Source organism: Pelomonas sp. Root1217 (genome assembly GCF_001425705.1).
GTDB lineage: Bacteria > Pseudomonadota > Gammaproteobacteria > Burkholderiales > Burkholderiaceae_C > Pelomonas.
In genome coordinates this window covers 791961-817954 of the sequence record NZ_LMDC01000012.1, presented here as the reverse complement: position 1 = coordinate 817954, position 25994 = coordinate 791961, and the positions used below count along the sequence as shown (strand labels likewise).

26 protein-coding genes are annotated in these 25994 nt (G+C 68.1%); 14 read left to right on the top strand and 12 right to left on the bottom strand.

Annotated elements, in window-relative coordinates; translation table 11 throughout:
- The first annotated feature begins 47 nt into the window (after positions 1–47).
- Entirely contained in the window at positions 48–1907 is a 1860-nt protein-coding gene (locus ASC95_RS12740) for a diguanylate cyclase domain-containing protein (RefSeq protein WP_057298060.1), read from the top strand.
- 42 nt (positions 1908–1949) lie between these two features.
- Here ASC95_RS12740 and ASC95_RS31160 read toward each other — a convergent pair whose 3' ends face one another.
- Positions 1950–2354, bottom strand: coding sequence for a nuclear transport factor 2 family protein (locus ASC95_RS31160; RefSeq protein WP_162250766.1), 405 nt, complete (start codon positions 2352–2354; stop codon positions 1950–1952).
- Between the two features lie 332 nt (positions 2355–2686).
- A complete protein-coding gene (locus ASC95_RS12730; RefSeq protein WP_057298058.1) occupies positions 2687–3316 on the bottom strand; it encodes a TetR family transcriptional regulator C-terminal domain-containing protein in 630 nt (209 codons plus the stop codon).
- A 105-nt stretch (positions 3317–3421) separates the two neighbouring features.
- Here ASC95_RS12730 and ASC95_RS12725 point away from each other — a divergent pair, with 105 nt between their 5' ends.
- The 7 genes from ASC95_RS12725 (at position 3422) to ASC95_RS12695 (ending at position 12259) form a co-directional block, all read left to right on the top strand.
- Positions 3422–4795: an NAD(P)-dependent oxidoreductase gene (locus tag ASC95_RS12725; protein ID WP_235537905.1), complete on the top strand. Its 1374-nt coding sequence runs from the start codon at positions 3422–3424 to the stop codon at positions 4793–4795.
- A complete protein-coding gene (preA, locus tag ASC95_RS12720; protein ID WP_057298056.1) occupies positions 4788–6095 on the top strand; it encodes an NAD-dependent dihydropyrimidine dehydrogenase subunit PreA in 1308 nt (435 codons plus the stop codon). The genes ASC95_RS12725 and preA overlap by 8 nt, the downstream gene beginning before the upstream one ends.
- A gap of 10 nt (positions 6096–6105) precedes the next feature.
- Positions 6106–7605 (top strand): CoA-acylating methylmalonate-semialdehyde dehydrogenase, encoded by a 1500-nt coding sequence (locus tag ASC95_RS12715; protein WP_057298055.1) that lies wholly within the window; start codon positions 6106–6108, stop codon positions 7603–7605.
- Between the two features lie 102 nt (positions 7606–7707).
- Complete coding sequence (locus ASC95_RS12710; RefSeq protein WP_057298054.1) at positions 7708–9177, top strand: NCS1 family nucleobase:cation symporter-1; 1470 nt, start codon at positions 7708–7710, stop codon at positions 9175–9177.
- Positions 9174–10628, top strand: coding sequence for a dihydropyrimidinase (gene hydA / locus ASC95_RS12705; RefSeq protein ID WP_057298053.1), 1455 nt, complete (start codon positions 9174–9176; stop codon positions 10626–10628). The genes ASC95_RS12710 and hydA overlap by 4 nt, the downstream gene beginning before the upstream one ends.
- Positions 10625–10984 carry a VOC family protein gene (locus ASC95_RS12700; protein ID WP_057298052.1) on the top strand — a complete coding sequence of 120 codons (360 nt, stop codon included), beginning with the start codon at positions 10625–10627 and terminating at the stop codon, positions 10982–10984. Before hydA ends, ASC95_RS12700 begins: the two co-directional genes overlap by 4 nt.
- A 9-nt stretch (positions 10985–10993) precedes the next feature.
- Entirely contained in the window at positions 10994–12259 is a 1266-nt protein-coding gene (locus tag ASC95_RS12695) for a Zn-dependent hydrolase (RefSeq protein ID WP_057298051.1), read from the top strand.
- Positions 12260–12396: 137 nt separating this feature from the next.
- Here ASC95_RS12695 and ASC95_RS12690 read toward each other — a convergent pair whose 3' ends face one another.
- Genes ASC95_RS12690 through ASC95_RS12680 form a run of 3 tightly spaced genes read right to left on the bottom strand, consistent with a single transcriptional unit; the run spans position 12397 to position 13495 of the window.
- Entirely contained in the window at positions 12397–12795 is a 399-nt protein-coding gene (locus tag ASC95_RS12690) for a type II toxin-antitoxin system VapC family toxin (protein ID WP_235537904.1), read from the bottom strand.
- Positions 12780–13022, bottom strand: coding sequence for a type II toxin-antitoxin system Phd/YefM family antitoxin (locus ASC95_RS12685; protein WP_057298049.1), 243 nt, complete (start codon positions 13020–13022; stop codon positions 12780–12782). Before ASC95_RS12685 ends, ASC95_RS12690 begins: the two co-directional genes overlap by 16 nt.
- Before the next feature lie 35 nt (positions 13023–13057).
- On the bottom strand, positions 13058–13495 hold the full coding sequence (locus ASC95_RS12680) for a hypothetical protein (protein WP_057298048.1): 438 nt from the start codon (positions 13493–13495) through the stop codon (positions 13058–13060).
- 94 nt (positions 13496–13589) lie between these two features.
- Here ASC95_RS12680 and ASC95_RS12675 point away from each other — a divergent pair, with 94 nt between their 5' ends.
- A complete protein-coding gene (locus ASC95_RS12675) occupies positions 13590–13961 on the top strand; it encodes a MerR family transcriptional regulator (RefSeq protein WP_057298047.1) in 372 nt (123 codons plus the stop codon).
- On the top strand, positions 13958–14461 hold the full coding sequence (locus tag ASC95_RS12670) for a hypothetical protein (protein ID WP_057298046.1): 504 nt from the start codon (positions 13958–13960) through the stop codon (positions 14459–14461). The genes ASC95_RS12675 and ASC95_RS12670 overlap by 4 nt, the downstream gene beginning before the upstream one ends.
- Positions 14462–14464: 3 nt before the next feature.
- On the opposite strand, the gene ASC95_RS12665 is transcribed toward ASC95_RS12670, so the two are convergent.
- Positions 14465–15148: a type IV pili methyl-accepting chemotaxis transducer N-terminal domain-containing protein gene (locus ASC95_RS12665; RefSeq protein WP_057298045.1), complete on the bottom strand. Its 684-nt coding sequence runs from the start codon at positions 15146–15148 to the stop codon at positions 14465–14467.
- 107 nt (positions 15149–15255) lie between these two features.
- The gene (locus ASC95_RS12660) at positions 15256–16407 is read right to left on the bottom strand and encodes a methionine aminotransferase (RefSeq protein WP_304440595.1); all 1152 of its coding nucleotides are present in this window, start codon (positions 16405–16407) and stop codon (positions 15256–15258) included.
- Positions 16408–16488: 81 nt separating this feature from the next.
- Between ASC95_RS12660 and ASC95_RS12655 the strand changes: the two genes are divergently transcribed.
- A complete protein-coding gene (locus ASC95_RS12655; protein WP_162250765.1) occupies positions 16489–17022 on the top strand; it encodes a GNAT family N-acetyltransferase in 534 nt (177 codons plus the stop codon).
- On the opposite strand, the gene ASC95_RS12650 is transcribed toward ASC95_RS12655, so the two are convergent.
- Together ASC95_RS12650 and ASC95_RS12645 are read right to left on the bottom strand one after the other, a co-directional pair.
- Positions 17009–17467, bottom strand: coding sequence for a hypothetical protein (locus ASC95_RS12650; protein WP_157256253.1), 459 nt, complete (start codon positions 17465–17467; stop codon positions 17009–17011). The genes ASC95_RS12655 and ASC95_RS12650 overlap by 14 nt on opposite strands.
- A complete protein-coding gene (locus ASC95_RS12645) occupies positions 17464–17877 on the bottom strand; it encodes a VOC family protein (RefSeq protein WP_057298362.1) in 414 nt (137 codons plus the stop codon). Before ASC95_RS12645 ends, ASC95_RS12650 begins: the two co-directional genes overlap by 4 nt.
- Positions 17878–18026: 149 nt before the next feature.
- Here ASC95_RS12645 and ASC95_RS12640 point away from each other — a divergent pair, with 149 nt between their 5' ends.
- Genes ASC95_RS12640 through ASC95_RS12630 form a run of 3 tightly spaced genes read left to right on the top strand, consistent with a single transcriptional unit; the run spans position 18027 to position 20300 of the window.
- The gene (locus tag ASC95_RS12640; RefSeq protein WP_162250764.1) at positions 18027–18626 is read left to right on the top strand and encodes an RNA polymerase sigma factor; all 600 of its coding nucleotides are present in this window, start codon (positions 18027–18029) and stop codon (positions 18624–18626) included.
- The gene (locus ASC95_RS12635) at positions 18623–19132 is read left to right on the top strand and encodes a hypothetical protein (RefSeq protein ID WP_057298040.1); all 510 of its coding nucleotides are present in this window, start codon (positions 18623–18625) and stop codon (positions 19130–19132) included. Before ASC95_RS12640 ends, ASC95_RS12635 begins: the two co-directional genes overlap by 4 nt.
- Before the next feature lie 19 nt (positions 19133–19151).
- Positions 19152–20300 carry a hypothetical protein gene (locus ASC95_RS12630; RefSeq protein WP_157256251.1) on the top strand — a complete coding sequence of 383 codons (1149 nt, stop codon included), beginning with the start codon at positions 19152–19154 and terminating at the stop codon, positions 20298–20300.
- A gap of 3 nt (positions 20301–20303) precedes the next feature.
- On the opposite strand, the gene ASC95_RS12625 is transcribed toward ASC95_RS12630, so the two are convergent.
- The 3 genes from ASC95_RS12625 to ASC95_RS12615 form a co-directional block, all read right to left on the bottom strand.
- Positions 20304–21356 carry a homocysteine S-methyltransferase family protein gene (locus tag ASC95_RS12625; RefSeq protein ID WP_057298361.1) on the bottom strand — a complete coding sequence of 351 codons (1053 nt, stop codon included), beginning with the start codon at positions 21354–21356 and terminating at the stop codon, positions 20304–20306.
- A gap of 89 nt (positions 21357–21445) precedes the next feature.
- Complete coding sequence (locus tag ASC95_RS12620) at positions 21446–22336, bottom strand: alpha/beta fold hydrolase (protein WP_057298038.1); 891 nt, start codon at positions 22334–22336, stop codon at positions 21446–21448.
- 219 nt (positions 22337–22555) lie between these two features.
- The gene (locus ASC95_RS12615; protein ID WP_157256248.1) at positions 22556–25585 is read right to left on the bottom strand and encodes a hypothetical protein; all 3030 of its coding nucleotides are present in this window, start codon (positions 25583–25585) and stop codon (positions 22556–22558) included.
- Positions 25586–25994: the final 409 nt, after the last annotated feature.

Genomic DNA, 25994 nt, shown 5'->3' with positions numbered 1-25994 from the left:
ACAGCCGGGGCGGGCAAACCACATGCCAACCCCTGACTTGGCCTTCCATGCCCTGGCGAATCTCCGCAAGCCTGCTGCGCTTCAAGCGTTACTTGATCCTCGGCAACCTCGTCATCCTGGCGATGGTTGTCCTGGTCGCGCTGCGGGTCGCCTATGCCAGCCAGCAGACCCATGAGGCGCGGGCGCGCCAGACGGCGGCCAATCTGGCACACACGCTGGGCCAGAACGTCAGCGCGGGCTTCAAGCTGGTGGACAACAGCCTGCAGTCCTTGCTGAAGCGGCTGGATGAGCTGCAGGCCAAGGGGGCAGATCTTCGCGAGATCGCGCGCATTGCCGAGGAGCAGCGGGCCCTGGTGCCCACCATCGATGCGCTGCGCGTGACCGATGCCAACGGCCTGGTGCTCAACCCTGGCGACAGGCCGGCCGTGTCCATGGCCGACCGCGACTATTTCCGCGCGGCCCAGGCCGACCCGACGCGCACGGTCGTTTCCGAGCCGCAGCGCGGGCGCATCATCGGCGGCTGGGGCCTGGTCCTGGCACGCGCCCGCATCGCCGCGGACGGCCGCTTCATGGGCGTGGTCTACGCCAGCATCAAGACGGAGCGCTTCCGGGACGAATTCAAGCGCGCCAACGTCGGCGCCCAGGGGGCCGTGACGCTGCGCTCCAGCTCGCTGCAGCTGGTCGCGCGGTATTCACCGCTGGATGCCAACCCCGAGGCCGGCACCGGCGCGACCCGGGTGTCCGAACAGCTGCGCGCGGCACTGGCCGCGAACCCGAGGCAGGGCAGCTTCGTCACACGCACGGCGCTGGATGGCGTGGAACGCGCCACCGCCTACGAGGCCGTGCCCGACTACCCGATGCTGATGCTGGCCGGCTTGGCCACCGAGGACTTCTATGCCGGCTGGCGCCGGGAGGTCGGCGTGCTGGCCGCGCTGCTGTTGCTGCTGGAGGCGCTGCTGGTCGCGTTCTCGGTCTTCATCTACCGCGCCCAGGCCCGGCAGGTGCAGGAGCGCCGCCGCGTCGAACTTCTGGCCGCCGAGCGGGGCGCATTGCTGGACAACGAGCTGGTGGCGATGGTCAGGCTGCGCGGCCGCACCGAGGTCTGGCACAACGCCGCCCTGGACCGGCTGTTCGGCTACGAACCTGGCGAGCTGAGCGGCCAGTCCTCGCGGTTGCTCTACCTCGACGAGGAGTCCTACGCCGAGGTCGGCCGCGCACACCAGCGCCTGGAGGCGCCGTACCGCTACCGCACGCAGCTGCGCATGCGGCGCAAGGATGGCAGCCCGGTCTGGATCGACCTGAGCGGCACGGCACTGCCGGACGGCGAGTCGCTGTGGCTGATGCTGGACATCACGGCCATCAAGCACAGCGAGGAGCAGGCTCGCCACCTGGCCTTCCACGACATGCTGACCGGCCTGCCCAACCGGCAGCTGCTGTTCGAGCGCCTGGCCTTCCTGCTGCGCGACGCTGAACGCAACGACCGCTGGCTGGCGGTTTGCTATCTGGACCTGGACGGCTTCAAGGCCGTCAACGACGCCCAGGGCCATGACGCCGGCGACGCGCTGCTGCGCATCACCGCCGAGCGCCTGAGCGCGTGTGTGCGCGGCAACGACGTGGTGGCGCGCATCGGCGGCGATGAGTTCGTGCTGGTGCTCAACCAGCTCAACGGCCTATACGATGAAAGGCATGCGCTGAACCGGCTGCTGACCGCCTTCGAGGCGCCGGTCCTCCTGCCGGGCGGCGGCGAGGCCCGGGTGGGCATCAGCATCGGCGTGGCCATGTACCCGCGCCATGGGCGCGACGTCAACACGCTGATCACCTGCGCCGACCAGGCCATGCTGGCCGGCAAGCGCGCCGGCAAGGGCCGCTGGGTCATGTATGAAGACGAGGACGGATCGCCAGCTTGACCCGCGCGCTCAACTCAACTGCCGCGCCCCTTGGTCAGCAGGTCAGGGTTCGGGGATGCGGCTGATCTGCACGCTCACGATCTTCCAGGCGCCGCCGCGCTTCACGTAGATGTCGATGTAGCGGTAATGGCTCTTGAAGGCCTGGCCCTGATAGCGGCCGGTCATGCGCGTGCGGCCGCTGAGCAGCGCCGTGTCGCCATAGACGCGAATCTCGAAGTCCTCGACGGTGTAGGGGTCGATGACGAGGTCGGGCGAGACCAGGCCTTCGACAAAGCTGGCCTTGGTCTCGACATTGCCGCGGCCGTCGATCTGGCGGAAATCCTCGGCCATGTTGGCCTCGATGGCGGCGCGGTCCCGGCGGACGATGGCCTGGTCCCAGGCGTCCGACTGGGCCCTGAGCTGCGCGACCAGCTCGGCCGGCGGGGCGGCCTGGGCCAAGCCGCTCACGGCCAGGGCTGCCAAAAGTAGCGAACGGCGCACGAATCCCGCGGGCCGAGCGCAGGGCCTGCCCTGGGCCAGAGGCCCAGGTCCTTCCGTAGGCACAGGCAGTCCGCAGGGACTGCCTGTGTCCGACTCCAGTTCCCTAGCCGGCCCGCCTTGGCGATGTGCTTGCGGTTCAACACCGCAAGCATCGCCGCCCCCTCGGGGGCTTCGGCCGGACACATTGCGCCCAGTGGGCGCGATGTGCCTGCCGAAGGGCTGCGGCACCTGCCGCAGCGCGGTCTGCAAGACCGACCAGGGTTGCCCGCGTCCAGCGGGGCGAAACTGGGCGAGGGGCTTCATACCTCCAGACTGCGCCAGATCAGCCCCGTGATCAGCTCGCGGGCACGGTCGAAGTCCTCTTCCTCCAACGCTGGCTTGCCCATGTAGAGGGCGAACTGCGGCCCCAGGTCGGCATAGGCCTGGGTGGACGACCAGATCAGGAACATCAGGTGCGTGAAATCGACGCGCCGGATGCGGCCCTCGGCCGCCCAGCCCTCGAAACGCGCCACGTCGGCATGCAGCAACGGCATGACCTGGGCCTTGAGCACGTCCTGGTAGCGCGGTGCGCCCGCCATGATCTCGCGCGTGAAAACGGCGTTGCCGCTGGGTCGATCGCGGCTGAACCGTAGTTTTGCCGACACATAGGTGTGGATGGCGGCTTCGGGTTCGTCGGCCTCGGTGATGGCGTTCATGTTGGCCATCCACTCGCCCATCACGCTGTCCAGCACGGCGCGGTAAAGCTCCTCCTTGCTGGGCCAGTGATAAAGCAGGTTCTGGCGCGACAGATCGAGCACGGCAGCGATGCTGTCGAGGCTGACACCTTCGAATCCGTATCGGGCGAACTGGCGTTCGGCTTCAGCGAGGATGGCCTCCTGCTTGCGCAGGGTGGCGGCGCGCGGGGTGCGCGCGGCGGCGGTCACGGTCATGCCCGCATTCTGACGGCGCGCACCAAGCCGAGGCTGCGGGTTTTTACGCTTAGGTCAATTTTTACGGGGTAGTAATGTTTAGGTGTTTTCCACCCGGAGATTCCCGTGGACCTTGCCGACCTGAAATCCGGGCGCCTGACGCCCGATGACTACGCGCAGAATTTTGCCGACGCCCATCCGCCGCTGAACCGCACGCAGGCGCTGATCGAGGCGGAGCGCTGCTATTACTGCTATGACGCGCCCTGCCAGACGGCCTGCCCGACCGGTATCGACATCCCGAGTTTCATCCAGCGCGTGGCGCAGGACAACGTGCGCGGCGCGGCCGAGGCCATCCTGACGGCCAACCCGCTGGGCGGCATGTGCGCCCGCGTCTGCCCGACCGAGGTGCTGTGCGAGCAGGCCTGCGTGCGCAACACCAACGAGAGCAAGCCGGTCGAGATCGGCATGCTGCAACGCTACGCGGTGGAGGGTCACTTCGCCAACCCCGGCACCAAGCCGCTGTTCGAGCGCGGCATGCCCACGGGCCGGCGCATCGCCGTTGTCGGCGCGGGCCCGGCCGGCCTGGCCGCGGCGCATGGCTTGGCCTGGCGCGGGCATGACGTCGTGCTGTTCGACGCCAACTCCAAGCTCGGTGGCCTCAACGAATACGGCCTGGCCACCTACAAGGTGGCCGGCGGCTTCGCGCAGAAGGAGATCGACTGGTTGCTGAGCATCGGCGGCATCACGCCGATGCTGAACTGCCGACTCGGCCGCGACATCACGCTCGACGGCCTGCTGGGCGAATACGACGCGGTTTTCCTCGGCCTGGGGCTGGCGGGCGTCAACGCGCTGGGCATTGCCGAACCTGCGCTGCCGGGCCTGCGCAATGCCGTCGATTTCATCGCCGAGCTGCGTCAGAACGCGCCCCAGATCGTGCCCGTCGGCCGCAAGGTCATCGTCATCGGTGGCGGCATGACGGCGGTGGACGCCGCCGTGCAAAGCCGGCTGCTGGGGGCCGAGCAGGTGACCATGGTCTACCGCCGCGGCCCCGACGGCCTGTCGGCGTCAACCCACGAGCAGCACTGGGCGCAGACGAATGGCGTGACCATCCGCTGCTGGGCTCGGCCGCTTGGCGTGGAGGGCCAGGGCGGCGTGCTGCGAGGCATGCGCTTTGCGGCGACGAAGCTGGAAGGCGGCAAGCTCGTCGACACTGGCGAGCAGTTTTTCATCGAAGCCGACATGGTGCTGCGCGCCATCGGCCAGACCTACCAGGCCGAGGCGGCGGGCAATGCCATCGAGCTGGAAGGCGGGCGCATCAAGACCGATGCGGACGGCCAGACCAGCCTGGCCCGCGTCTGGGCCGGCGGCGATTGCCGCGCCGGCGGCCGCGACCTGACCGTGGAAGCCGTGGAGCACGGCAAGCGCGCCGCCATCAGCATCGACCGCGCCCTGGGCCTGAGCGCCGTCCGCCATCACGACACGGAGGCCTCCCATGGCTGACCTGAGCACCAACTTCCTCGGCATCCAAAGCCCCAACCCCTTCTGGCTCGCCTCGGCGCCGCCGACCGACAAGGAGGTCAACGTGCGCCGCGCCTTCGAGGCCGGCTGGGGCGGCGTGGTCTGGAAGACGCTGGGCGAGGACCCGCCAGTCGTCAACGTCAACGGCCCGCGCTACGCGACGCTGTGGAGCCAGGACCGCCGCGTCATCGGCTTCAACAATATCGAGCTGATCTCCGACCGGCCGCTGCAGATCAACCTCGACGAGATCAAGCGCGTGAAGCGCGACTTCCCGGACCGGGCCATGATCGTGTCGCTGATGGTGCCGGTCAACGAGGCGAGCTGGAAGGCCATCCTGGAGCGCGTGGCCGACACCGGCGCCGACGGCGTGGAGCTGAACTTCGGCTGCCCGCACGGCATGAGCGAGCGCGGCATGGGCTCGGCCGTGGGCCAGGTGCCGGAGTACATCCAGCAGGTGACCGAGTGGTGCAAGAAGCACACGAAGATGCCCGTCATCGTCAAGCTCACGCCCAACATCACCGACGTGCGCTTCCCGGCGCGCGCAGCGCATGCGGGTGGCGCGGATGCGGTCAGCCTCATCAACACCATCAACTCGGTGATGGGCGTGGACCTGGACCGCATGACGATGAGCCCCGTCACCGACGGCCTGGGCTCGCACGGCGGCTACTGCGGCCAGGCCGTCAAACCGATCGCGCTGAACATGGTGGCCGAGATCGCCCGCGACCCGGCCACGGCGGGGCTCCCCATCAGCGGCATTGGCGGCATCACCACCTGGCGCGACGCCGCCGAGTTCATCGCCATGGGCTGCGGCACGGTGCAGGTGTGCACCGCCGCGATGGTCTACGGCTTCAAGATCGTGCAGGACATGTGCTCGGGCCTGAACACCTTCATGGACGAGAAGGGCTACAAGAGCATTGCCGACTTCCAGGGCCGCGCGGTGCCCACCGTGAAGAACTGGAACCAGCTCAACCTGAATTACGTCGAGAAGGCGGTGATCGACCAGGACAGCTGCATCAAGTGCGGGCGCTGCCACGTGGTCTGCGAGGACACGTCACACCAGGCCATCTTTGCTATGAAGGACGGCCTGCGCCATTTCGAGGTCAACGACGCGGAATGCGTCGGTTGCAATCTCTGCGTGTCGATCTGCCCGGTCCCTGGCACCATCTCGATGCGCGCCTTGCAGCCGGGTGAAACCGATGCGCGCACGGGCCGCATCATCGACGGCAGCTATGCGAACTGGACCACGCACCCGAACAACCCGATGAGTGCCGGATGCACTTGAAGGAATCGAGATGAGTCCCTACGAAGTCGGTCATTGGATCAACGGTGCCGTCACGCGCGGCAGCGGCGAGCGCCAGCAGGACATCTACAACCCCGCCACCAGCGCGGTGCAGGGCAAGCTGCTGTTGGGCAGCGTGGCCGACCTGGACGCCGCCGTCGCGTCCGCTGCCAAGGCCGCCAAGGCCTGGGGGCAGACGCCGGCGCTGGCCCGCTCGCGCGTGCTGTTCAAGTTCCTGGCCATCGTGCAGGAGAAGCGCGAGGAGCTCGCCGCGGCCCTCGTCCGCGAACACGGCAAGACCATGCCCGACGCGCTGGGGGAAGTGGCGCGCGGCATCGAGAACATCGAGTTCGCGACCGCCATGCCGCAGCTGCTGAAGGGCGAGTACACCGAGCAGATCGCGCGCGGGCTTGACGCCTGGAGCGTGCGCCAGCCGCTCGGCGTCGTCGCCGGCATCACGCCGTTCAACTTCCCCGCCATGGTGCCCATGTGGATGTACCCGCTGGCCATCGGCTGCGGCAATGCCTTCATCTTGAAGCCCAGCGAGCGCGATCCGAGCGCCTCGCTGTTGATGGCGCAATGGCTGAAGGACGCAGGCCTGCCCGACGGCGTGTTCAGCGTCGTGCAGGGCGACAAGGACATCGTGGACGCCATCCTGGCCCACCCTGGCATCGCGGCGGTCAGCTTCGTCGGCTCCACGCCTGTGGCCGAGCACATCTACAAGGTCGGCTCGGCCCACGGCAAGCGCGTGCAGGCGCTGGGTGGCGCCAAGAACCACATGGTCGTCATGCCCGATGCCGACCTCGAGCAAGCCGTGGATGCGCTGATGGGCGCGGCCTATGGCTCGGCCGGCGAGCGCTGCATGGCCATCTCGGTGGCCGTGGCGGTGGGCGATGCGGCAGATGCTTTGGTGGCGGCACTGGCGCCCAAGGTCGCCGCGCTGAAGATCGGCGAGGGCAACGGCGCCGGCATCGAGATGGGGCCGCTGATCACGCGCGCCTCGCAGCAGCGCGTCGAGAAGCTGATCGGTGAAGGCGTGGCGGCTGGCGCCAAGGCCGTGGTCGACGGCCGCGGCCACCGCGTGACCGGCTTCGAAGACGGCTTCTTCGTCGGTGGCACGCTGCTGGACGGCGTGTCGGCGGACATGAGCTGCTACACCGAGGAGATCTTCGGCCCCGTGCTGTGCGTCGTGCGCGTGCCCGACCTGGCTGCTGCCATTGCACTGATCGAAGCGAACGAGTACGCCAACGGCGTGGCCATCTTCACCCGCGACGGCCACGTGGCGCGCGAGTTCGTGCACCACATCCAGGTCGGCATGGTGGGCGTCAACGTGCCGCTGCCCGTGCCCATGGCCTTCAACAGCTTCGGCGGCTGGAAGCGCAGCCTGTTCGGCGACCACCATGCCTACGGCCCCGAGGCGGTGCGCTTCTATACCAAGCACAAGGCCGTCATGCAGCGCTGGCCCGATTCGCTCCCCAAGGGCCCGCAATTTGCTTTCCCGCAGAACACCTAAAAAACAAAGGCAACCACAGAGGCACTGAGACACAGAGGAAAGTCCTTTGAATTTCTCCGTGCCTCTGTGCCTTCGTGGTTGCATTTCCGTTCTGGAGCACGCATGACCGACCCGACGTTGAGCAATTCCGATCTCGTCCCGACCACGGCCGCTCAGCGCACGTGGCGCTGGTACCACTTCGCGGCGTTGTGGGTGGGCATGGTCATGTGCATCCCGGCCTACACGCTGGCGGCCAGCCTCATCGAGTCGGGCATGAGCTGGAGCCAGGCAGTCGGCACGGTGTTCCTGGGCAACCTCATCGTGCTGGTACCCATGCTGCTGATCGGCCATGCCGGCGCCAAGCACGGCATCCCGTATGCGGTGCTCGCGCGCGCCTCCTTCGGCACGCGGGGCGCGCGGCTGCCGGCCCTGCTGCGGGCGCTGGTGGCCTGCGGCTGGTACGGCATCCAGACCTGGTTCGGCGGCCAGATGATCTACACACTCGCCGGCGTGCTGATCGGCCATCCGCTCACCGGTGACCCGCTGCCGGGCCTGGGCATCAACCCCGCCCAACTGGGTTGCTTCCTGCTGTTCTGGGCGCTGCAGTTCTGGTTCGTCGTGCATGGCATCGAGGCCATCCGCAAGCTCGAGACCTACACGGCGCCGATCAAGATCGTCATCTGCTTCGTGCTGCTGTGGTGGGCCTGGGACAAGGCCGGTGGCTTGGGGCCCATCCTCGACCAGCCCTCGGCGTTTGTGGAAGGCGGCAAGAAGGCCGGCCAGTTCTCCGCCGTATTCTGGCCGTCGCTGACCGCCATGGTGGGCTTCTGGGCCACGCTGGCGCTGAACATCCCCGACTTCACGCGCTTCGCCAAGTCGCAGCGCGACCAGCTCATCGGCCAGGCCATCGGCCTGCCGCTGCCCATGGGCTTGCTCGCGGCGCTGGCCGTGTTCGTCACCTCGGCCACGGTGGTCATCTACGGCAAGGCGCTGTGGGACCCGGTGGACGTGGCCAGCCGCATGACCGGCGCGGCCGTGCTCATCGCGCTGCTCGTGCTGCTGATCGACACCGTCAGCGTCAACCTCGCCGCCAACCTCGTCGGCCCGGCCTACGACTTCTCGGCGCTGGCGCCCGGGCGCATCAGCTACAAGACCGGCGGCATGATCACCGCGGGCATAGCCATCGCCATGATGCCGTGGAAGATCCTCGAGTCCACGCAGGGCTACATCTTCACCTGGCTGATCGGCTACTCGGCGCTGCTCGGGCCGGTGGCGGGCATCCTCATCGTCGACTACTACCTGCTGCGCAAGACGGAGCTGGCCGTGGACGAGCTCTACCGTGAAGGCGGTCGCTACAGCTACCGCGGCGGCTGGAACATCGCCGCCGTCATCGCCTTCGCGGTCGGCGTCGCTCCCAATATTCCGGGCTTCCTGAACGCCGCCTTCCCGGCCGCCTTCCCCGAGGTCGGCGCGGCGTTCAAGGCCGTCTACACCTATGCCTGGTTCTCAGGCCTGGCTCTCGCCGCCATCGTCTATGGCGTGATGATGGCCGGCAAGACCGAGGTCCAACCGCTCACGAGGAGCGCCACATGAGTTCCACCCCCCTGCTGATCCGCGGCGCCATCGTCGTCAACGCCGACGCCGAATCCCGCACCGACGTGCTCTGCGTCGACGGCCGCATCGCCACCATCGGCGAACGCGCGGTGCGCGAGGCACCGGCCGGCACGACAACGCTGGACGGCACCGGCCAGTACCTCATCCCCGGCGGCATCGACCCGCACACTCACATGCAGCTGCCCTTCATGGGCACGGTCACGCAGGACGATTTCTTCACCGGCACCGCGGCCGGCCTGGCCGGCGGCACGACGAGCATCATCGACTTCGTCATCCCCAACCCGCAGCAGCCGCTGATGGACGCCTACCAGCAGTGGCGCGGCTGGGCCGAGAAGAGTGCTTCCGACTACGCCTTCCACGTCGCCGTGACCTGGTGGAGCGAGCAGGTCCATGCCGACATGGGCACCCTGGTGCGCGAGGAAGGCGTGAACAGCTTCAAGCACTTCATGGCCTACAAGAACGCCATCATGTGCGACGACGAGACGCTGGTGAACAGTTTCAAGCGCGCCCTCGAACTCGGCGCCATGCCGACCGTGCACGCCGAGAACGGCGAGCTGGTCTATCTGCTGCAGGCAGAGGTCGCCAAGATGGGCATCACCGGCCCCGAAGGCCACCCGATGTCGCGCCCGCCGATGGTCGAGGGTGAAGCCGCCAACCGCGCCATCGCGATTGCCGACGTGCTGGGCGTGCCCATCTACATCGTGCACGTCAGCTGCATCGAGAGCGCCGAGGCGATTGCCCGGGCACGCGCGCGCGGCCAGCGCGTCTACGGCGAGGTGCTGGCGGGCCATCTGTTGATCGACGACAGCGTCTACCGCGATCCGTCGTTCGAGAAGGCCGCCGCCTATGTGATGAGCCCGCCCTTCCGTCCCAAGATCCACCAGGAGTTCCTGTGGCGCGGCCTGCAGAGCGGCCAGCTGCACACGACCGCCACCGACCACTGCACCTTCTGCGCCAGCCAGAAGGCCGCCGGCATCGACAACTTCGCCAAGATCCCCAACGGCTGCGGCGGCGTCGAGGAGCGCATGGCCGTGCTATGGGATGCCGGCGTCAACTCCGGCCGCCTCACGCCCAGCGAGTTCGTTGCGATCACGTCTTCCAACGCAGCCAAGCTCTTCAATATGTACCCCCGCAAGGGCGTCATCGCGGAAGGTTCGGACGCCGACCTCGTGCTGTGGGACCCGGCCGGCATCAAGACACTGAGCGCCAAGACGCAGTTCTCCAAGAACGACTTCAACATCTTCGAGGGGCGCACCGTGCGCGGCATTCCCAGCCACACGATCGCGCAAGGCCGCCTCGTGTTCGCGCGGGGCGAACTACGCGCCGAGCAAGGCAAGGGCCGCTACCTGAAGCGCCCGCCGTTCGGCCCGCAGTTCGATGCGGCTGCCAAGCGCGCCCACGACCTCGCGCCCACCGCAGTCGCGCGATGAACACCCAAACCGTCATCCCGCAGCTGCGCATGACGGACGCGGTGCGAGCGCAAGCCTTCTACATCGACCAGCTGGGTTTCAGCATCGACTGGCAGCACCAGTTCGAGCCCGGTTTCCCGCTGTTCCTGCAGATCACGCGCGAAGGGCAGACGATCTTCCTGACCGGACACGCGGGCGACTGCCAGGTGGGTGGCGCCGTCTACTTCTGGGTACCGGATGCCGACGCGACCTACGCCGCCTTCATGGCCAAAGGCGTGCAGCCCGTCAAGCCCATCGAAGACATGCCCTGGGGCGTGCGCGAGTTCCTGCTCATCGACCCCGACCACAACAAGCTGCGCTTCGGCACGAAGCTCTAAGGATTCGTCATGGATACCGTCGTCACCCGCCCCGATATCACGAAGCTGCGCGTCAATGGCCAACGGCTGTGGGACTCGCTGATGGAGCTCGCGCAGATTGGCGCCACCGAGAAGGGCGGCGTCTGCCGCCTGACGCTGACCGACCTCGACAAGCAGGGGCGCGACCTCGTCACCCGCTGGGCGCGCGAGGCCGGCATGACGGTCACCATCGACAGAATAGGCAACGGCTTCATGCGCCGCGCCGGCCGCAACAACAGCCTGCCGCCCATCATGACCGGCAGCCACATCGACACCCAGCCCACCGGCGGCAAGTTCGACGGCAACTACGGCGTGCTGGCCGGCATCGAGGTGGTGCGCACGCTGAACGACCATGGCATCGAGACCGAGGCGCCCATCGAGGTCGCGTTCTGGACGAATGAAGAAGGGTCGCGCTTCGTGCCCGTCATGATGGGTTCGGGCGTGTTCGCCAAGGCCTTCACGCTGGAGCATGCCTATGCGGCCACCGACACCGAAGGCAAGACCGTGAAGGGCGAGCTGGAGCGCATCGGCTACATCGGTGATCAAGTCCCCGGCGACCACCCCATCGGCGCCTACTTCGAGACCCACATCGAGCAGGGTCCGGTGCTGGAGGACCATGACAAGACCATCGGCGTCGTCACCGGCGTGCTGGGCATCCGCTGGTATGACTGCGTGGTCACCGGCATGGAAGCCCACGCCGGCCCCACGCCGATGGCGCTGCGCAAGGACGCGCTGCAGGTGGCCACCAAGCTGATGCAGGAAGTGGTGGCCTGTGCCCACCGCCATCCGCCCCACGGCCGTGGCACCGTCGGCATGGTGCAGGTCCACCCCAACAGCCGCAACGTCATCCCCGGCCGCGTGAAGTTCAGCATCGACCTACGCAACGCGACCGATGAACTTTGCGAGGCGATGGACGCCGACATCCGCGCGGTGGCCGCCAAGCTCAGCGCCGAGAGCGGCCTGCCCATCGAGATCACGCCCGTCAGCGCCTACCCCGCCCAGCCCTTCCACGCCGACTGCATCGCCGCCGTGCAAAAGGCCGCCGACGCGCTGGGCTACAGCAACATGCGCGCGGTGTCAGGCGCCGGCCACGACGCCGTCTACATGGCCCGCCTCGCGCCCGCCGGCATGATCTTCATCCCCTGCAAGGACGGCATCAGCCACAACGAGATCGAGGACGCCAAGCCCGAGCACATCGAGGCGGGGTGCAATGTGTTGCTGCAGGCGATGCTGAATTCGGCCCAAGCGAGATCCTGAGGACCTTGCGACGCCGAACGAAGGACTCGCCCTGTCCCGCAGGGCGAGGCATGGAGCGCGCTCAGGTTGCCTGGTAGGTGGGGTCTGCGCCGATCCTGGCTTGCGACAAATCAGGATCAGGCGCGGTCTGAAGCCCTTCACCACAACATCTCCACCCCAAACCCCGCCAGCGCTCCATCCCGGCTGACCAGCGTGGCCTGTTCCAGTTCGGCCTGGGCGGCCAGCATGCGATCAAAAGGGTCACGATGTTCCGCTGGGTGGCCGCCGGCGCGCAGCGCATGCGCAGCCTGCATCGGCATGAGCCGGAAGCCGTCTGCCGCGACCAGTTCCATGAAACGGCTGCTCGCCTCGGGCACGCCGTCGAGCCTGCCCAGGCGCTGTTTGATGGCGATCTCCCAGGCACTGGCGGCGCTGACCCAGACCTCGTTTGCCGGGTCGGCAATCGCCTCGCGGGCGGCGGGGCTGAGTTGGGGATCGTCCAGCCACCACCAGAGCAGCGCGTGGGTGTCCAGCAGCAGCTTCACCGGCCGTTCCATGCATCGAGTTCGGCATCAGGCAGCGCGTCGAAGAAGCTCGCGTCCACCTGCGCACCGGGTCGCTTGAGCCGGCCGGGTTGGCGCTGCCCGGGCTGCGTGGCCAGCGGCATCAGCCGCGCATAGGGCTTGCCAGCCTTGGACAGGATGATCTCCTCGCCGGCATGAGCCTTGTCCAGCAGGCGCGAGAAATGGGTCTTGGCGTCGTGGACATTGACCGTTTCAGACATGGCGTGCCTCCGAATGCGGCACGATTCTGACTAAGTTACCGGACTAAGTCCACATGAAATGCGGCGTCCCGAGGCTTCTGCCGAACCTGCCAGCCCTGCACTACCGCCCACGCCACCTCCGGCACGATGAACAGCAGCAGCACCGGCGCCCCCGACTGCATCCAGGCCCACGCCATCCAAAAGGCGAACAGCACCCGCCCGACGGCGTCGTAACGGCCGAGTTGCACCGTCGGTCCACGCAGCCGCAGCACCGCCCAGACCATGACGATGCTGCCCATCAGCACTGCGAACAGCGTCTGCACCGGCTCGAAATCCGGCAACGGCCGGCCGCCCAGCGCCTGGTTGATCGCGCTGAGCTGCGCGCGGCTCATCTCAAAGGTCCAGGGCGCGGCGAAAGGCGCCGTGACGATGAGGTCGTAGAGCGCGCTGAACCAGACGACGCGCAGGAAACCAGGGGTGCTGAAGAAAGGCATACCGGAAGAGCCGCGAAGGACGAATGAACGAAGAGCCGGCATGCTCGACCCTGGACTACGCTCCAGGGTCAAGCCCTTTCGACGGACTCCTTTCATGCGCATCGGCACCCTCTCCACGCTGACCGGCCTGAGCCGGGACAGCCTGCGCTTCTACGAGAAGCGCGGCCTGCTGCAGGCGCGGCGCAGTGACAACGGCTACCGCGACTACCCCGAGGAAGCCGTGCAATGGCTGGGCTATGTGCGCACGGCCCAGCAACTCGGCTTCACGCTGGCAGAGATTGCCTCGGACATGCCGCTGCTGGCTCAAGGGCAGGACGCCGGCCCCGCGCTGCGGGCAACGCTGGCACGCAAGCTGGCCGACATCGACGCCCGCATCGCAGCGCTGCGCGGGCTGAGGGCCGAGCTGGCAGGCCGGCTCGATGCGACGCCGGAGACGGGCGCGAGTTGCCCCTTGCGCCAGGCATGACCTGGCCCGCACTGCTCGCGCGGCGCCCGTGGACCGCCTCCATCAGGCTCGGCCTGTGCCTGTCGCTGCTCAGCCTGCCGGCGAGCCTTGGCACCGCTGCCCTGGCCGCCGTCCTGCTTCCCGAAGGCTGGTTTGGCGAATCGGCCGCCAAGAGCATCGGCGAACTGGGCCCGTGGGGCTTTCTTCTGCTGGGAGTGCTGCTCTTGCCCGCCTGGGAGACCCTGATCGGCCAATGCCTGCCCATCGAACTGATGCACCGTCTGCGTGCCGCCCCGTTGGCCTGCATCATCGCGAGCGCCACCCTCTTCGGAGCCGGCCACTGGATCGGCGGTGGCTTGGGGCACGGTTTGGCGACCTTCACCAGCGGCAGCGTGTTCGCACTGGCCTATTGGCTGTGCCGGCCCGCGGGCTGCCGGCACGCCGCAACAGCAGCCTATGCCGCCCACGCGGCACACAACTTCCTGGCATGGTTTGTCGTCGGCCCGCTATTGGGCGGTTGAGCCTCACCCCACCGCGCTGCGCACCGCCTCCCGCACGAGGCCGTCCAGCTTGCCGGTGATCTGTGTGAATTCCCCCGACACGACCGCGAACTCGCGGCCCGAGGTGCCCGCCCGCGCGGCGACGACCTGGGCGTTGAAGGACACGATGCGGGCATGCTTGGCGATGAGTTCGATGTCGCCCATGACGGCCGTCAGCTGTTTCTTGGCCGAGGCGGCCTGCTGGCGGGCGAGGTCTTCGTAGATCTGGGTCAACCGATTCAGCGTGGAAAGCAGCGGCGTGGCGGCCTCGACAAGTTCCTCAAGCAGGGCCGGCGCGTTGTGTGCGTTGCCCGAGATGGCCTCGATGGCGCGCCGGGCCAGTTCAATGAAGGCGACGATGCGCTCGTTGGCGCGGTCAGGACCGAAATAGGCCTGTTTCAGCTCGCCACCCAGTGCGTCGGGTGACAGCTCACCCTGGAGCAGCGCGCCATGTGCGTCGCCGAAGGTGGTCAGGGCGTCGCGGGCAATGGTCAGTGCGCCGTCGCGGCCCTGCGAGGCCAGCACCGCATAGAGCACGACGCGCTGCGACGTGAAGCGGCGGCGGCCCGACAGGTTGATGGTCTTGCCGAACAGCTCGCCCGCGGTCTGCTTGGGTGCAGTAGACGCCCGCTTTGGTGCATCGGCAAGCGCACGCGTGTGGTGCAACATGAGGGACTCCCGTGAACTGGTTCTCGACCGATACCTCGTACAGCGGGCGTACCGGTCATGTGACCTCGGGTTTGCACGGAGCGTGCCAGCGCCACTGATGGCGCCCTTCAGCGGGGCAAGCCGTGCTGCAAACGCTGCGTTGCCAGAGCCAGCGTCTCATCCCGCTTCGCAAAGCAGAACCGCACATGCCCGCGCTCCTGGGGCTGCTGGTAGAAGACCGACAACGGGATGGCCGCGACGCCGATCTCGGTGGTCAGCCACTTGGCGAAGTCCAGCTCGGGCAGATCCGACACGGCGCTGTAGTCCACCGTCTGGAAGTAGGTGCCCTCGCAGGGCAGCAGCTTCAGCGGCGTGGCCGCCAGCGCGGCGCGGAAGCTGTCTCGCTTGACCTGGTAGAAGTCGCTCAAGCCTTGCCACGGCGCCGGGTTGGCCAGGTAGGCCGCAATCGCGTGTTGGGTTGGCGTGTGCACCGAGAACACGGTGTACTGGTGCAGTCGCCGGAAGGCGGCGCTGAGCGCCGGCGGTGCGGCGACGAAGCCGACCTTCCAGCCCGTCACATGCAAGGTCTTGCCAAAACTGCTGACCAGGAAGCTGCGTTCGCGCAGGCCGGGATAGCGCGCCACGCTCTCGTGCGGCGCGCCATCGAAGACCATGTGCTCGTAGACCTCGTCACTGACGATGAAGAGGTCGTGCGCTTCAGCAATGCGCTCAAGTTCGCGCAGATCGTCGGCAGTGGCGACGCGGCCGCTGGGGTTGTGCGGCGTGTTGATCACCAGGGCCCGGGTGCGCGGCGTGATGGCTGCGCGTACCGCCGTCCAGTCGATGCAGTAGTCCCCCGTCATCGGCACGCCGATGGGGACGGCGCCGGCAAGGCGGATGGCGGGGTCGTAGCTGTCGTAGGCCGGCTCGATGATGATGACTTCGTCGCCCGCGCCGACACAGGCGTGCAGCGCGGTGATCAGCCCCTGCGTGCCGCCGGCCGTGATGGTGATGTCGCGGTCCGCGTCGTAAGCCGAGCCATACAGCGCGTTGAGCTTGGCCGCCACCGCCTGGCGCAGCGCCGGCACGCCGGTCATCGGCGGGTACTGGTTGTGGCCCGCGGCCATCGCGTCGGTGACGGCCTGCAGCAGCGCCAGGTCGGCGCCGAAGTCCGGGAAGCCCTGGCCGAGGTTGACGGCGCCACGCTCGGCGGCCAGGGCCGACATGACGGTGAAGATGGTGGTGCCGGTGTTGGGCAGCTTGGTGGGCAGTGCAGGCATGGTCGGTGATTCTGCGCGAGGCGGCGGACCCATCCTCACCGAGCGCCTATGCTGATGCGTTTGGCGTTCCTCACACAGCCCTTGACCTCGATTTCAATCACCCTGCGCGCCGGCACGCCTGACGACGCGACGACGATTTCCGCACTGGCCATCCAGGTCTTCCTGGACACCTATGCCACCGAGGGCGTGCGCCCCGACCTGGCCCGCGAAGCCCTGCGGGAATACGCGACCGAGGCCTTCGACCTGCGGCTGCGCGAGCCGCAGCGGCGCTTCGTGCTGGCCGAGCGCGACACGGGGCTGTTGGGCTTTGCGGAATTGACGCTCACCGACCAGGCCGCGCCGGCGGGCCAGTGCACCGGCGCCGAACTGGTGCGCCTGTATGTGCAGCCCGCCGCTCAGGGCATGGGGCTGGGCCGGCGGCTGATCGGTGCCGCACAGGCACTGGCCGCCGAGGCGGGCCTGGACGCGCTGTGGCTGACGGCCTGGGACGGCAATCAGCGCGCGCTTGCGTTCTATGCACGCGAGGGCTATGCCGACATCGGCGACACCACCTACAGCTTCGAAGGCAACACCTACGGCAACCGCGTGCTGGCACGCGAACTCAAGCGGCCTTAGGCCCACCCAGCAACACCCGCCGTGCCGCCAGCGCGATCGGCAAGCCAAACACGAAGCAATGCGCCGCAATCGCCGGCGCGTCCAGCTTGGGCGGCCAGAACGGCGTGTGCAGGGCCGACAGCGGCAGCACGACGTTGTTCATGCCGAAGTAGACGACGAAGCCATAGGCCAGGCCGGCCGCGGTCGCGTTGCGAAGCAACGATGGAAGGCGCAAAGCGACGACGCAGAAGATGGCCGCCCAGATCAGCGCAATGCCGTAGTGCAGTGCCACGCCGAGCGCGAAGGTCTGCGGCCCGCCGCTGAACGCCGCCTCGCGGCCGATGAGCCCGCCGGCGACACCCTGGAAGACGCGCAACTTCATGCCGTAGTAGCTCAGCGCGAAGACGAGGTCGCCGGTGCCGGCCAGCAGGCCGCCCCAGACGATGGCGCGAGTCAATGGTTTCATTGCACCGGCCCCGGCGGACCCTTGAGTTCGACGACATTGCCCTCGGGGTCGCTCAAGTAGATGGACGGCCCCTCCCCCTCGGCGCCGTAGCGGCTCTCGGTCTTGCCGGCCTCCACGCCATGTGCAGCCAGATGCGCGCGGATGGAGTCGGCGTCGAAGGGTTCGACGCGCAGGCAGAAGTGATCCATGTTGCGGCCCTCGGCACCGGGCGCCGCGCCGCCCATGCGGCCGAGCTTGCCGTCCACCGGCACGAGGTCGATCAGCGAATGGCCGGCGCGCAGTTGCACGAGGCCGATCTCGTCCTGCCGGCGCTCGATCGAGCAGCCAAGCACGTCGACATAAAAGCGCGTCATGGCGTCGAGGTCAATGACGCGCAGCACGAGATGGTCAATGCCTTGCAGCTTGAGCATGGCGGCGTTCTCCTTTGGGTTGCGCAGCATCATGCCGCGCCGCTCCCATGCCAAAAGTGACGACGGGTTTTTCCCGAGTAACGAAAGGGCCTGCCCACGCTCAATAGAGGCATGCAAACCCTGCAGGCCCTCACACCATGCTGCCCGACATGAGCTGGCTGACCCGCCTCGGCTTTGTCGCGCCGGCCGCCTCGGCGTCGGGTGACGAGGTCGCGCTGTTGGCGCGTGTCGCCGATGGTGACGCTGACGCGCTGGCGCTGGTGTACCGGCGCGAGAGTGGCTCGGTCTACCGCTATGCGCTGGCGCTGGCCGGCGACGAGGCGACAGCGCTGGATGCCGTGCAGGAAGCCTTCGCCCAGCTGCTGCGCGGCCCGCAGGCCTTCAATGCCGGCCGCGGCTCGCTCGGCGCCTACCTCGCCGGCATGGCCAGGCACCAGCTGCTGAACCAGTGGCGCGACGCACGACGCCATGTGCCGCTGGACGATTCGCTCGACACCGACGAAACCGCCGAGCTCATGCCCAGCAGCGACACGCGTTTGAATCAAAGCCAGCAGCAGGACGGCCTCTGGGCCGCCATCCGCCGGCTGAGCTGGCCGCAGCGCGAGGCCATCGTGCTGGTGGACCTGCAGGAGCGCAGCTATGAAGACGCTGCGGCGATTGCCGGCGTCAGCGTCGACACGCTGCGCACCCGCCTGCACCGCGCCCGCCAGCGGCTGGCCGACCTGCTCGCCGTTGGAGAACGACCATGAGCACCCACCCCGACACCCCGACCTGGCTGCTGCCGGCCCGTGCGGACTTTTCCAAGCTGCAACCCGGCGCGGAACAGGACGCCGCCGTACTGGCCCGCCTCACCGAGCAGCAGCACCTGCAGCGCGTGCGCCGCCTGGCGGCCCAGACGGCCGAGGCCCATGAGCCGCACTGGCTGCGCCGCCTCGCCTGGGGCAGTGGCGCGCTTGGCGCCACTGCCGCCGTGCTGCTCTGCGCCATGCTTTTGCTCGACCCGCCGGGCAGCCAGACCGCCCTGGCGGCCACGGCCGGCAGCGGCTTCATCCCGCTGGTGTCCGAGCGCGAGTTCCAGGCCGCACTGACGGCCGGCCGCAGCGCCGCTGTTTGGCTGCAGCCCACCGAGCTGCCGCGCGAGCGCCTGGCGCTGCTGGGCCTGCCCTTTGATGCCGCTCGCGCCGACGAAACGGTGCGCGCCGAGCTGATGCTGAACCCGAGCGGCCAGGTGCTGGCCGTGCGCATCCTGAACTGATTTGACGACGGAGAACGACATGAAGACATCCATCACTGGCCTGGCGCTGTTGGCCCTGGCAGCCTCGGCCAACGCGCTGGAGACCGACCGCCTGATCGAGCGCGATTTCGAACGGGACATCGAGCGCAGCGTGCAGATCGCCCTGTCCGACATGCCCGTGCGCATCGCGTTGGGCGACCAGGCCTTGAGCTTCGCCGGCCGCGAGCTGGAGAGCGAACGCGTCGTCAAGGGCGCGCCCTACTGCGCCACCGCCGTGCATGAGAACGTACAGACGCTGGGCGACGGCAACCGCATCGTGCGCAAGCAGCAGAGTCAGCTCTGCCGCGACGGCGAGGGCCGCACGCGCCGCGAGGTGCAGCGCGAGGGCGGCCCCAAGGTCATCTACCTGAACGATCCGGTGGCCAAGGAGAGCTGGGTTGTCTACCCCGACCAGAAGCGCGTGCAGCGGCTGCGCAGCAACGCGGCCTGGGCACCTGGTGCCGACGCAGCGGCCCATGCCGCCTGGGAGGCGTCGATGCAGGACTGGGGCGAGCGCATGAAGGAACAGGCGGCGCGCTGGAAGGAATGGGGAGGTCGGGTTGCCGAGCGGGCGCGCAGCGTGGATGCGGAGCGCGTGCGCGCCCGGGCGATGGCCGGTGAGCCGGGCATCGTCATCGAGCAGGAGCTGATGACAACACCCGCACCGGGTGCCAGCGCCGTCGAGCGTCGCCGTGAGCTGCGCGTCATCCGCGCCAGCGAAATGCCCGCGCCGCCTGCCATGCCCGCCCCACCCACTCCGCTGATGGTGCCCACGCCGCCGGTGCCGCCCATGCCGCTGCTGCTGCCTGGCCCCATGCTGCCGCGCGAGGGCGGCACGACGACGGTGCTGGCGCCCAAGGAGATCGACGGTCTCAAGGTCACCGGCGAGCGCACCAGTTGGACCATCGAGGCCGGCAAGATCGGCAACGAGAAGCCCATCGTCAGCACCCGCGAGGTCTGGCGCAGCCCCGAGCTGATGCTGACGGTCATGAGCCGCGACGCCGACCCGCGCATGGGCGAGCAGAACTACCGGCTGGAAAAGGTCAAGCGTGGCGAGCCCGATGCGGCGCTGATGAAGCCGCCGGCGGAATTCAGCGAGAGCCCGCGGCGCAGCGCCAAGCCGGCAAGCGCACCGAGCCGCGCCTCCTGAGGCTCAGGCCGCAGCCAGCATCTGGCTGAAGAACTTCTCGCCGCTGACACGCGGCTTGTAGGCCGACACGGCCTTGGCGATGGCCGCGATGTGGTCGGGCGTGGTGCCGCAGCAGCCGCCGGCGATGTTCAGGAAGCCGGCTTTGGCGAACTCGCCTACCAGCCGCGCGGTCACGTCCGGCGTCTCGTCGAAACCGGTGTCGCTCATCGGGTTGGGCAGGCCGGCGTTGGGATAGCAGCTGACCGCCACCTCGCCCGCCACCTTGGCCAGCTCCTCGATATAGGGCCGCATCAGCGTCGCGCCCAGGGCGCAATTCAGGCCGATGGCGATGGGCCGTGCATGGCGCACCGAGTGCCAGAAGGCAGTGACCGTCTGGCCGGACAGGATGCGGCCGGAGGCGTCGGTCACGGTGCCCGAGATGATGACGGGCAGGCGCTCGCCGGTGTCTTCCATCAGCTCGTCGAGCGCAAAGATGGCCGCCTTGGCGTTGAGCGTGTCGAAGATGGTCTCGACGAGGAAGAGGTCACAGCCGCCGTCCAGCAAACCCTTGGCCTGCTCGTAGTAGGCCGCGCGCAGCGTGTCGAAGTCGACGTTGCGGGCGCCGGGGTCGTTGACGTCGGGGCTGATGGACGCGGTGCGCGGCGTCGGGCCGAGGGCGCCGGCGACATAGCGCGGCTTGTCGGGCGTCGAATACTTGTCGCAGGCGGCGCGAGCCAGCTTGGCGGCCTCGACGTTCATCTCGTAGGCCAGGCCAGCGAGGTCGTAGTCCTCCTGGGCAACGCTGGTCGCGCCGAAGGTGTTGGTCTCGATGAGGTCGGCGCCGGCGGCGAGATATTGCTCATGGATCTCGCTGAGCACGTCGGGCCGCGTGAACATCAGCATCTCGTTGTTGCCCTTCAAGTCCTTGTGATGGTCCTTGAAGCGCTCGCCGCGGTAGTCGGCCTCGGTGAGCTTGTAGCGCTGGATCATGGTGCCCATCGCGCCGTCGAGCACGGCGATGCGTTGCTGGAGCAGGGCGGGCAGGCCCTGGGCGCGGGTGTAGGCAATGGACTTCATGCTGCCATTTTCGCAGGCTCCGGGCGCGCGGACCGCTGGCATGGCTTCTCGGCCGATGCCGTCGCCAGCGATCACGGCGATCTTCTGCGTCACTGCTCCTCGTTGAAAAAGGCTTGCGCCTCGCCCAGCACCACCTCGGGCACTTCTTCGGCGATGTAGTGGCCGCTGTCGACGGCGCGGCCGCTGACGTGCTCGGCCGCCGCCTGCCAGAGCGCAAGCGGATCAAAGCAACGCCCCACCACCCCGTTGGCGCCCCAAAGCACACGCAGCGGCGAGCTCACACGCCGGCCCGCGGCACGGTCAGCACGGTCATGTTCGAGGTCGATGCCGGCGCTGGCACGGTAGTCGGCGCAGACGGCGGCTGCCGTTCCTGGGCGGACGAAACAGCGCTCGTACTCGGCCCAGGCACGCTTGTCGAAGAAGTGGCCGCCGCGCCGCCCCATGCCGTCGCGCAGGTAGGCGATCGGGTCGGCCTCGATGAGGCGCTCTGGCAGCGGTGCGGGCTGAATCAGGAAGAACCAGTGCCAGTAGGCGCGCGCAAAGGCCTCGGTCGTGCCTTCGTACATGGCCAGCGTGGGGGCGATGTCCAGCAGCATCAGCCGCGTCACGGCCTGCGGATGGTCCAGCGCCAGCCGGTGGGCCACGCGTGCGCCGCGGTCATGGGCGAGCACGGCGAAGCGCTCATGGCCCAGGGACTGCATCAGCGCCACGGCGTCCTTCGCCATCTCCCGCTTGGCATAGGCCGCGCTGCCCTCGCCGGCCGGCGGCCGGTCGCTGTCGCCATAGCCGCGCAGGTCCATCAGCACGACGCGTCGCGTCTTCGCGAGGGTCGGCGCAACCCGGTGCCACATCGCCATGGTCTGCGGGTGGCCGTGCAGAAGCAGCAAGGGCGGCCTGCCGGAATCCGACGGGCCGCCCTGGCGGGCGAATAGCGTGACGCCGTCACGCTGAACGGTCAGCGGTTGGAAGTCGGTCCACATCGTGGACCGATTCTGCCGCCACCTTCAGTTGTCCGCGGCGCAGTGCCGGTGCCGCAGCCGACGGGGTCGACATCTTGCGGGCCGAGCGCTGGGCCGCTCCCGAGCCGGCCCGCGCTGGCGATGTGCTTGCGGTTCGATGCCGCAAGCATCGCCGTCCCCCCGGGGGACCGGTCGGTCGCACCGCGTTCAGCGGTGTGCGGCCGGACGAGGGGCTGCATGTCAGGCCGTGCGCAGGAAGTAGAGATTGGCGCTGCCCCGCGGCAGCAGCACGAAGCCACGCAGGGCCGGCACGTAGCGCATGCGGTTCTGCAGGCCGCTGCCGTTGTCGGGGGTGGGCGCGATCTTCAGGTTGCCACCATTGAGCAGGCTCATGTCCCAGACATTGCTGTCATTGGGCGTGACGACATAGATACGACCCGCCGCTTCGCCCTGGCCGCTGTAGAACAGGAAGCGGTCACCGTCAGGGTCGTAGTCCATCGCGGCATAGCTCGGCTTTTCGTTCTGCCACTGCGTCAGCGCACTGCTGGCGTTGAAGGTGACGGCGATCTGCTGCCCGCTGCCCAGCGGAACGCGGCTGGCCACCATGCGTTGCGGGTCGAAGCCCTGGCCGTCACCCCATTGCAGACAGAAGACCTGGTTGCGGCGGGCGTCGTAGGCCATGGGCCAGCGCGCCGTATCCCCGACGGGGTTGCTGACGAGGTCGGTCCACTTCTTGTCGACCGGCGACCATTTCTTCAGGCCGGTGCTGATGACCTCGCCCGTCGCGCGGATCTGCGCGGCGCCGTAGTAGCCCGAGGGCATGTCGGCCCAGGTGCCCGCCTTGTCCCAGGTGTTGGTATCGAGGTTGAAGGCATCCACCTTGGCGAAGTCCCAGGACGCACCGTAGACACCGCGCGCGCCAAACAACATCAGGCGGTTGATCTGCGGAATGAAATGAGCCGTGCTGTAGAGGTGGCGCGAGGACGGCATGCCGTCGGTGTAGTGGGCGACGTTTTGGGCGTAGCTCTTGCTGGCCGCCAGGCGTACCTTCCAGGTCGGCGTGTCCGACGCCAGGCCGATGGACACGACCCGGTTGTCATAGGAATCGGTATGGCCACCGGCCGCAGCGATGATGATCTCGCTGGTGCGGTCATTGAGGGCGAAGCCACTGTAGGCGTCGACCGCTGCGCCGCCCGCGCCGGCCGTACCGGGGATCTCGAACCAGGTGTTCAAGGGCTTGCTGGCCAGCCAGCTTGGAATGACCCGCGCCGGCGCCACCGACCAGACCGGCGCGCTGTTGAAGGCATCCCGCAACGCCGGATAGTTGCTGGCCGAAATGAGGCGCTGGTAGGCGGTGGCGGCGCCGTCGACGCCATGCCTGACGGCATAGGCCATGGCCGTCGTCAGATTCCCCCAGGCCGCGCGGTCGCCCGGCATGATCTCGCCCGCCAGCTTGCCTTCGACGGCGCCGAACCAGGCGGGCAGGCTGGCATAGCTGGCCAGGTAGACAGCGGCATCGTTGGGATACCAGGGCCCCTTACCGGTCTTGAAGTCGGGCACCGCGACCGGCGAGATGCTCATCGTGTACACGGCCGCGTTCACGTACCAGAAGCCGGTGGACGGCCCCAGGCGCATGACGGCGCTGCGCGCCTTCCAGCGGAAGAAGGCCGCGTGCTTGGTTTCGACGGCTGCGGGTACCGGCAGGCCCATGGACAACGAGTAGCCGAAGGCCGCGGTGACGAAGTCCTGCTGCCAGACCGCGCCGAACTGCATGATGTTCTCGTAGGGCTCGCCCGGCTGGATCCAGCCATAGGGATTGTTGGGCTGGGCGACGTAGACGGCGTGGAAGTCCTCGATGTTGGACTGCACGCAGTTGATGAACTCCTGGCGCAGCACGGTGTCGTCGTCCGGCGTCACGTTCAGCGCCTGCGTCAGCGTGCGCCACTGCCAGGCGGCCGAACGCGTCTGCCAGCCGCCGAAGCAGGACTGCACCAGGCCCTGCGAGCCCCGGCGCATATTGGGCTCGTCCGCCTTGCTCAGATAGTTCAGCGTGGCGGCGAACTGCACCTGCTCCATGAAGTACCAGCGCCCCGTGACCAGATAGGCCATATAACCCACCGAGGGGCTGTGGGCGCAATCCCAGCGCGGCGACTGCGTGCCGGTGGGCTGGGGCGTGAACTGGCTGCGCGTTGAACTGCCGAGGTCACTGACGCGGCTGTCCTTGTGCAGCACCAGGTTGGGATACTGGGAGAAGCGGATCGGGCGCTGGGTCTTCTCGTCGCGATAGAACAGCGGATAGCGACCGGCCGCGAAGCCGTTGCGCACGACGGCCGCATAGGTGTTGCTGCTTTCGCAGGTCAGATAAAGCGCGTCATGCATCGGCAGCAGGCCGATGGGTTCCTGGTAGCCGGTGGCCGCCATGGAGTCGCTCGCGTACGTGAAATTGGCCTTGTCCAGCGGCGTGTAGCTGGTCACCAGCCACTGCGCGACGGCACCATTCGCGTCCACACGGGCGCTGTAGGTCGGCACCTGCTCGGTGGCCTGCAGATAAGCCAGGTCATGGCGCGGCGTCACGTCGGGGTCGGTGCCCAGCCAGTAGGACAGGGCCGTGCCATTGATCAGCGCCGTGCGGCAATGGTGGGGCAGGTCGATGGCGGCCGAGAAGCGCTGCGTGCCATTGATCTTGAAGGTGTAGGTCGCCGCCTTGCTGGTCGGGCCCGCCACCATCAGGTAGCCGTTCTCGATCCAGGGCAGGATCTCGACGGCGCCGCCGGCGAACAGGCGCACCTCCAACCAGGCTACCAGGTGGGCGTCACTGCCCACCGGCTTGCGAAAGACCCAGGACGACATCTGCGCGCCGCTGACCCAGGTGGCCTGCGGCGCATCCCAGTCGGCAGCGCCAAAGCTGGCTGTGCCGAGGCCGCCCGCGCCAACCTCGGCGGTGATGCCCGTCTTCTTCAGGTCCGCAACGGTCAGCACAGCGGCGCTGCCAGCGCTTGCGGCAATGCGACGCAGCCGCACGGTCAGCAGGCTGTTGGCCGTCAGGTCGGCAAAGCCGGCGATCTGGGCGAACTTCAAGGAGCCGTCAGGCCAGGTCGTTCGCGGTGTGACCTGCAACGCAGACAAGCTGGAGCCCACCGTGCTGCCCGCCGGAATGTCGCCGCGCTTGAACGCGAAGCCCAGGCTGAAGGGCGCCTTGGCTTGGGTCTTGGTACTGACCAGGCTGAACTGCATCGCGCCGGTAAACAGGCCGAGCGTCGGGGTGGCCACAGCTGCGGGCACCGGGGCCGGCGCCGGAGGGGGGGGCGGAACGGGAGCCGGGGCAGGAGCGGTCGTGGGAAGCTTGATCACCGACGCAGTGACGGTCGCTCCTTCCGACGCAGCCGCCTCGGCCACGGCTTCCCCCCCTCCGCCACCGCAACCGGCCAAGGGAACAGCGCCGCCAAGAGCGGCTGAATACTGGAGGAATTTGCGGCGTTGAGGGTCAGTCATGGAAAAGCAATCCTTAGCAGCGGACGTCGCTGCACTTCGGTACTAGGGGGGTGGCCTAGGCGCGGAGCGGATTCTGAGGGCTGGCTCTGACCGGACCGTGGCCAAACGTTACGAACTAGGGGGCGCTCAAGGTATAAGTTTCGGTTATGCGTCTCGACCTTCGCCGCCCTTGCCGCGGCGGGCTTGG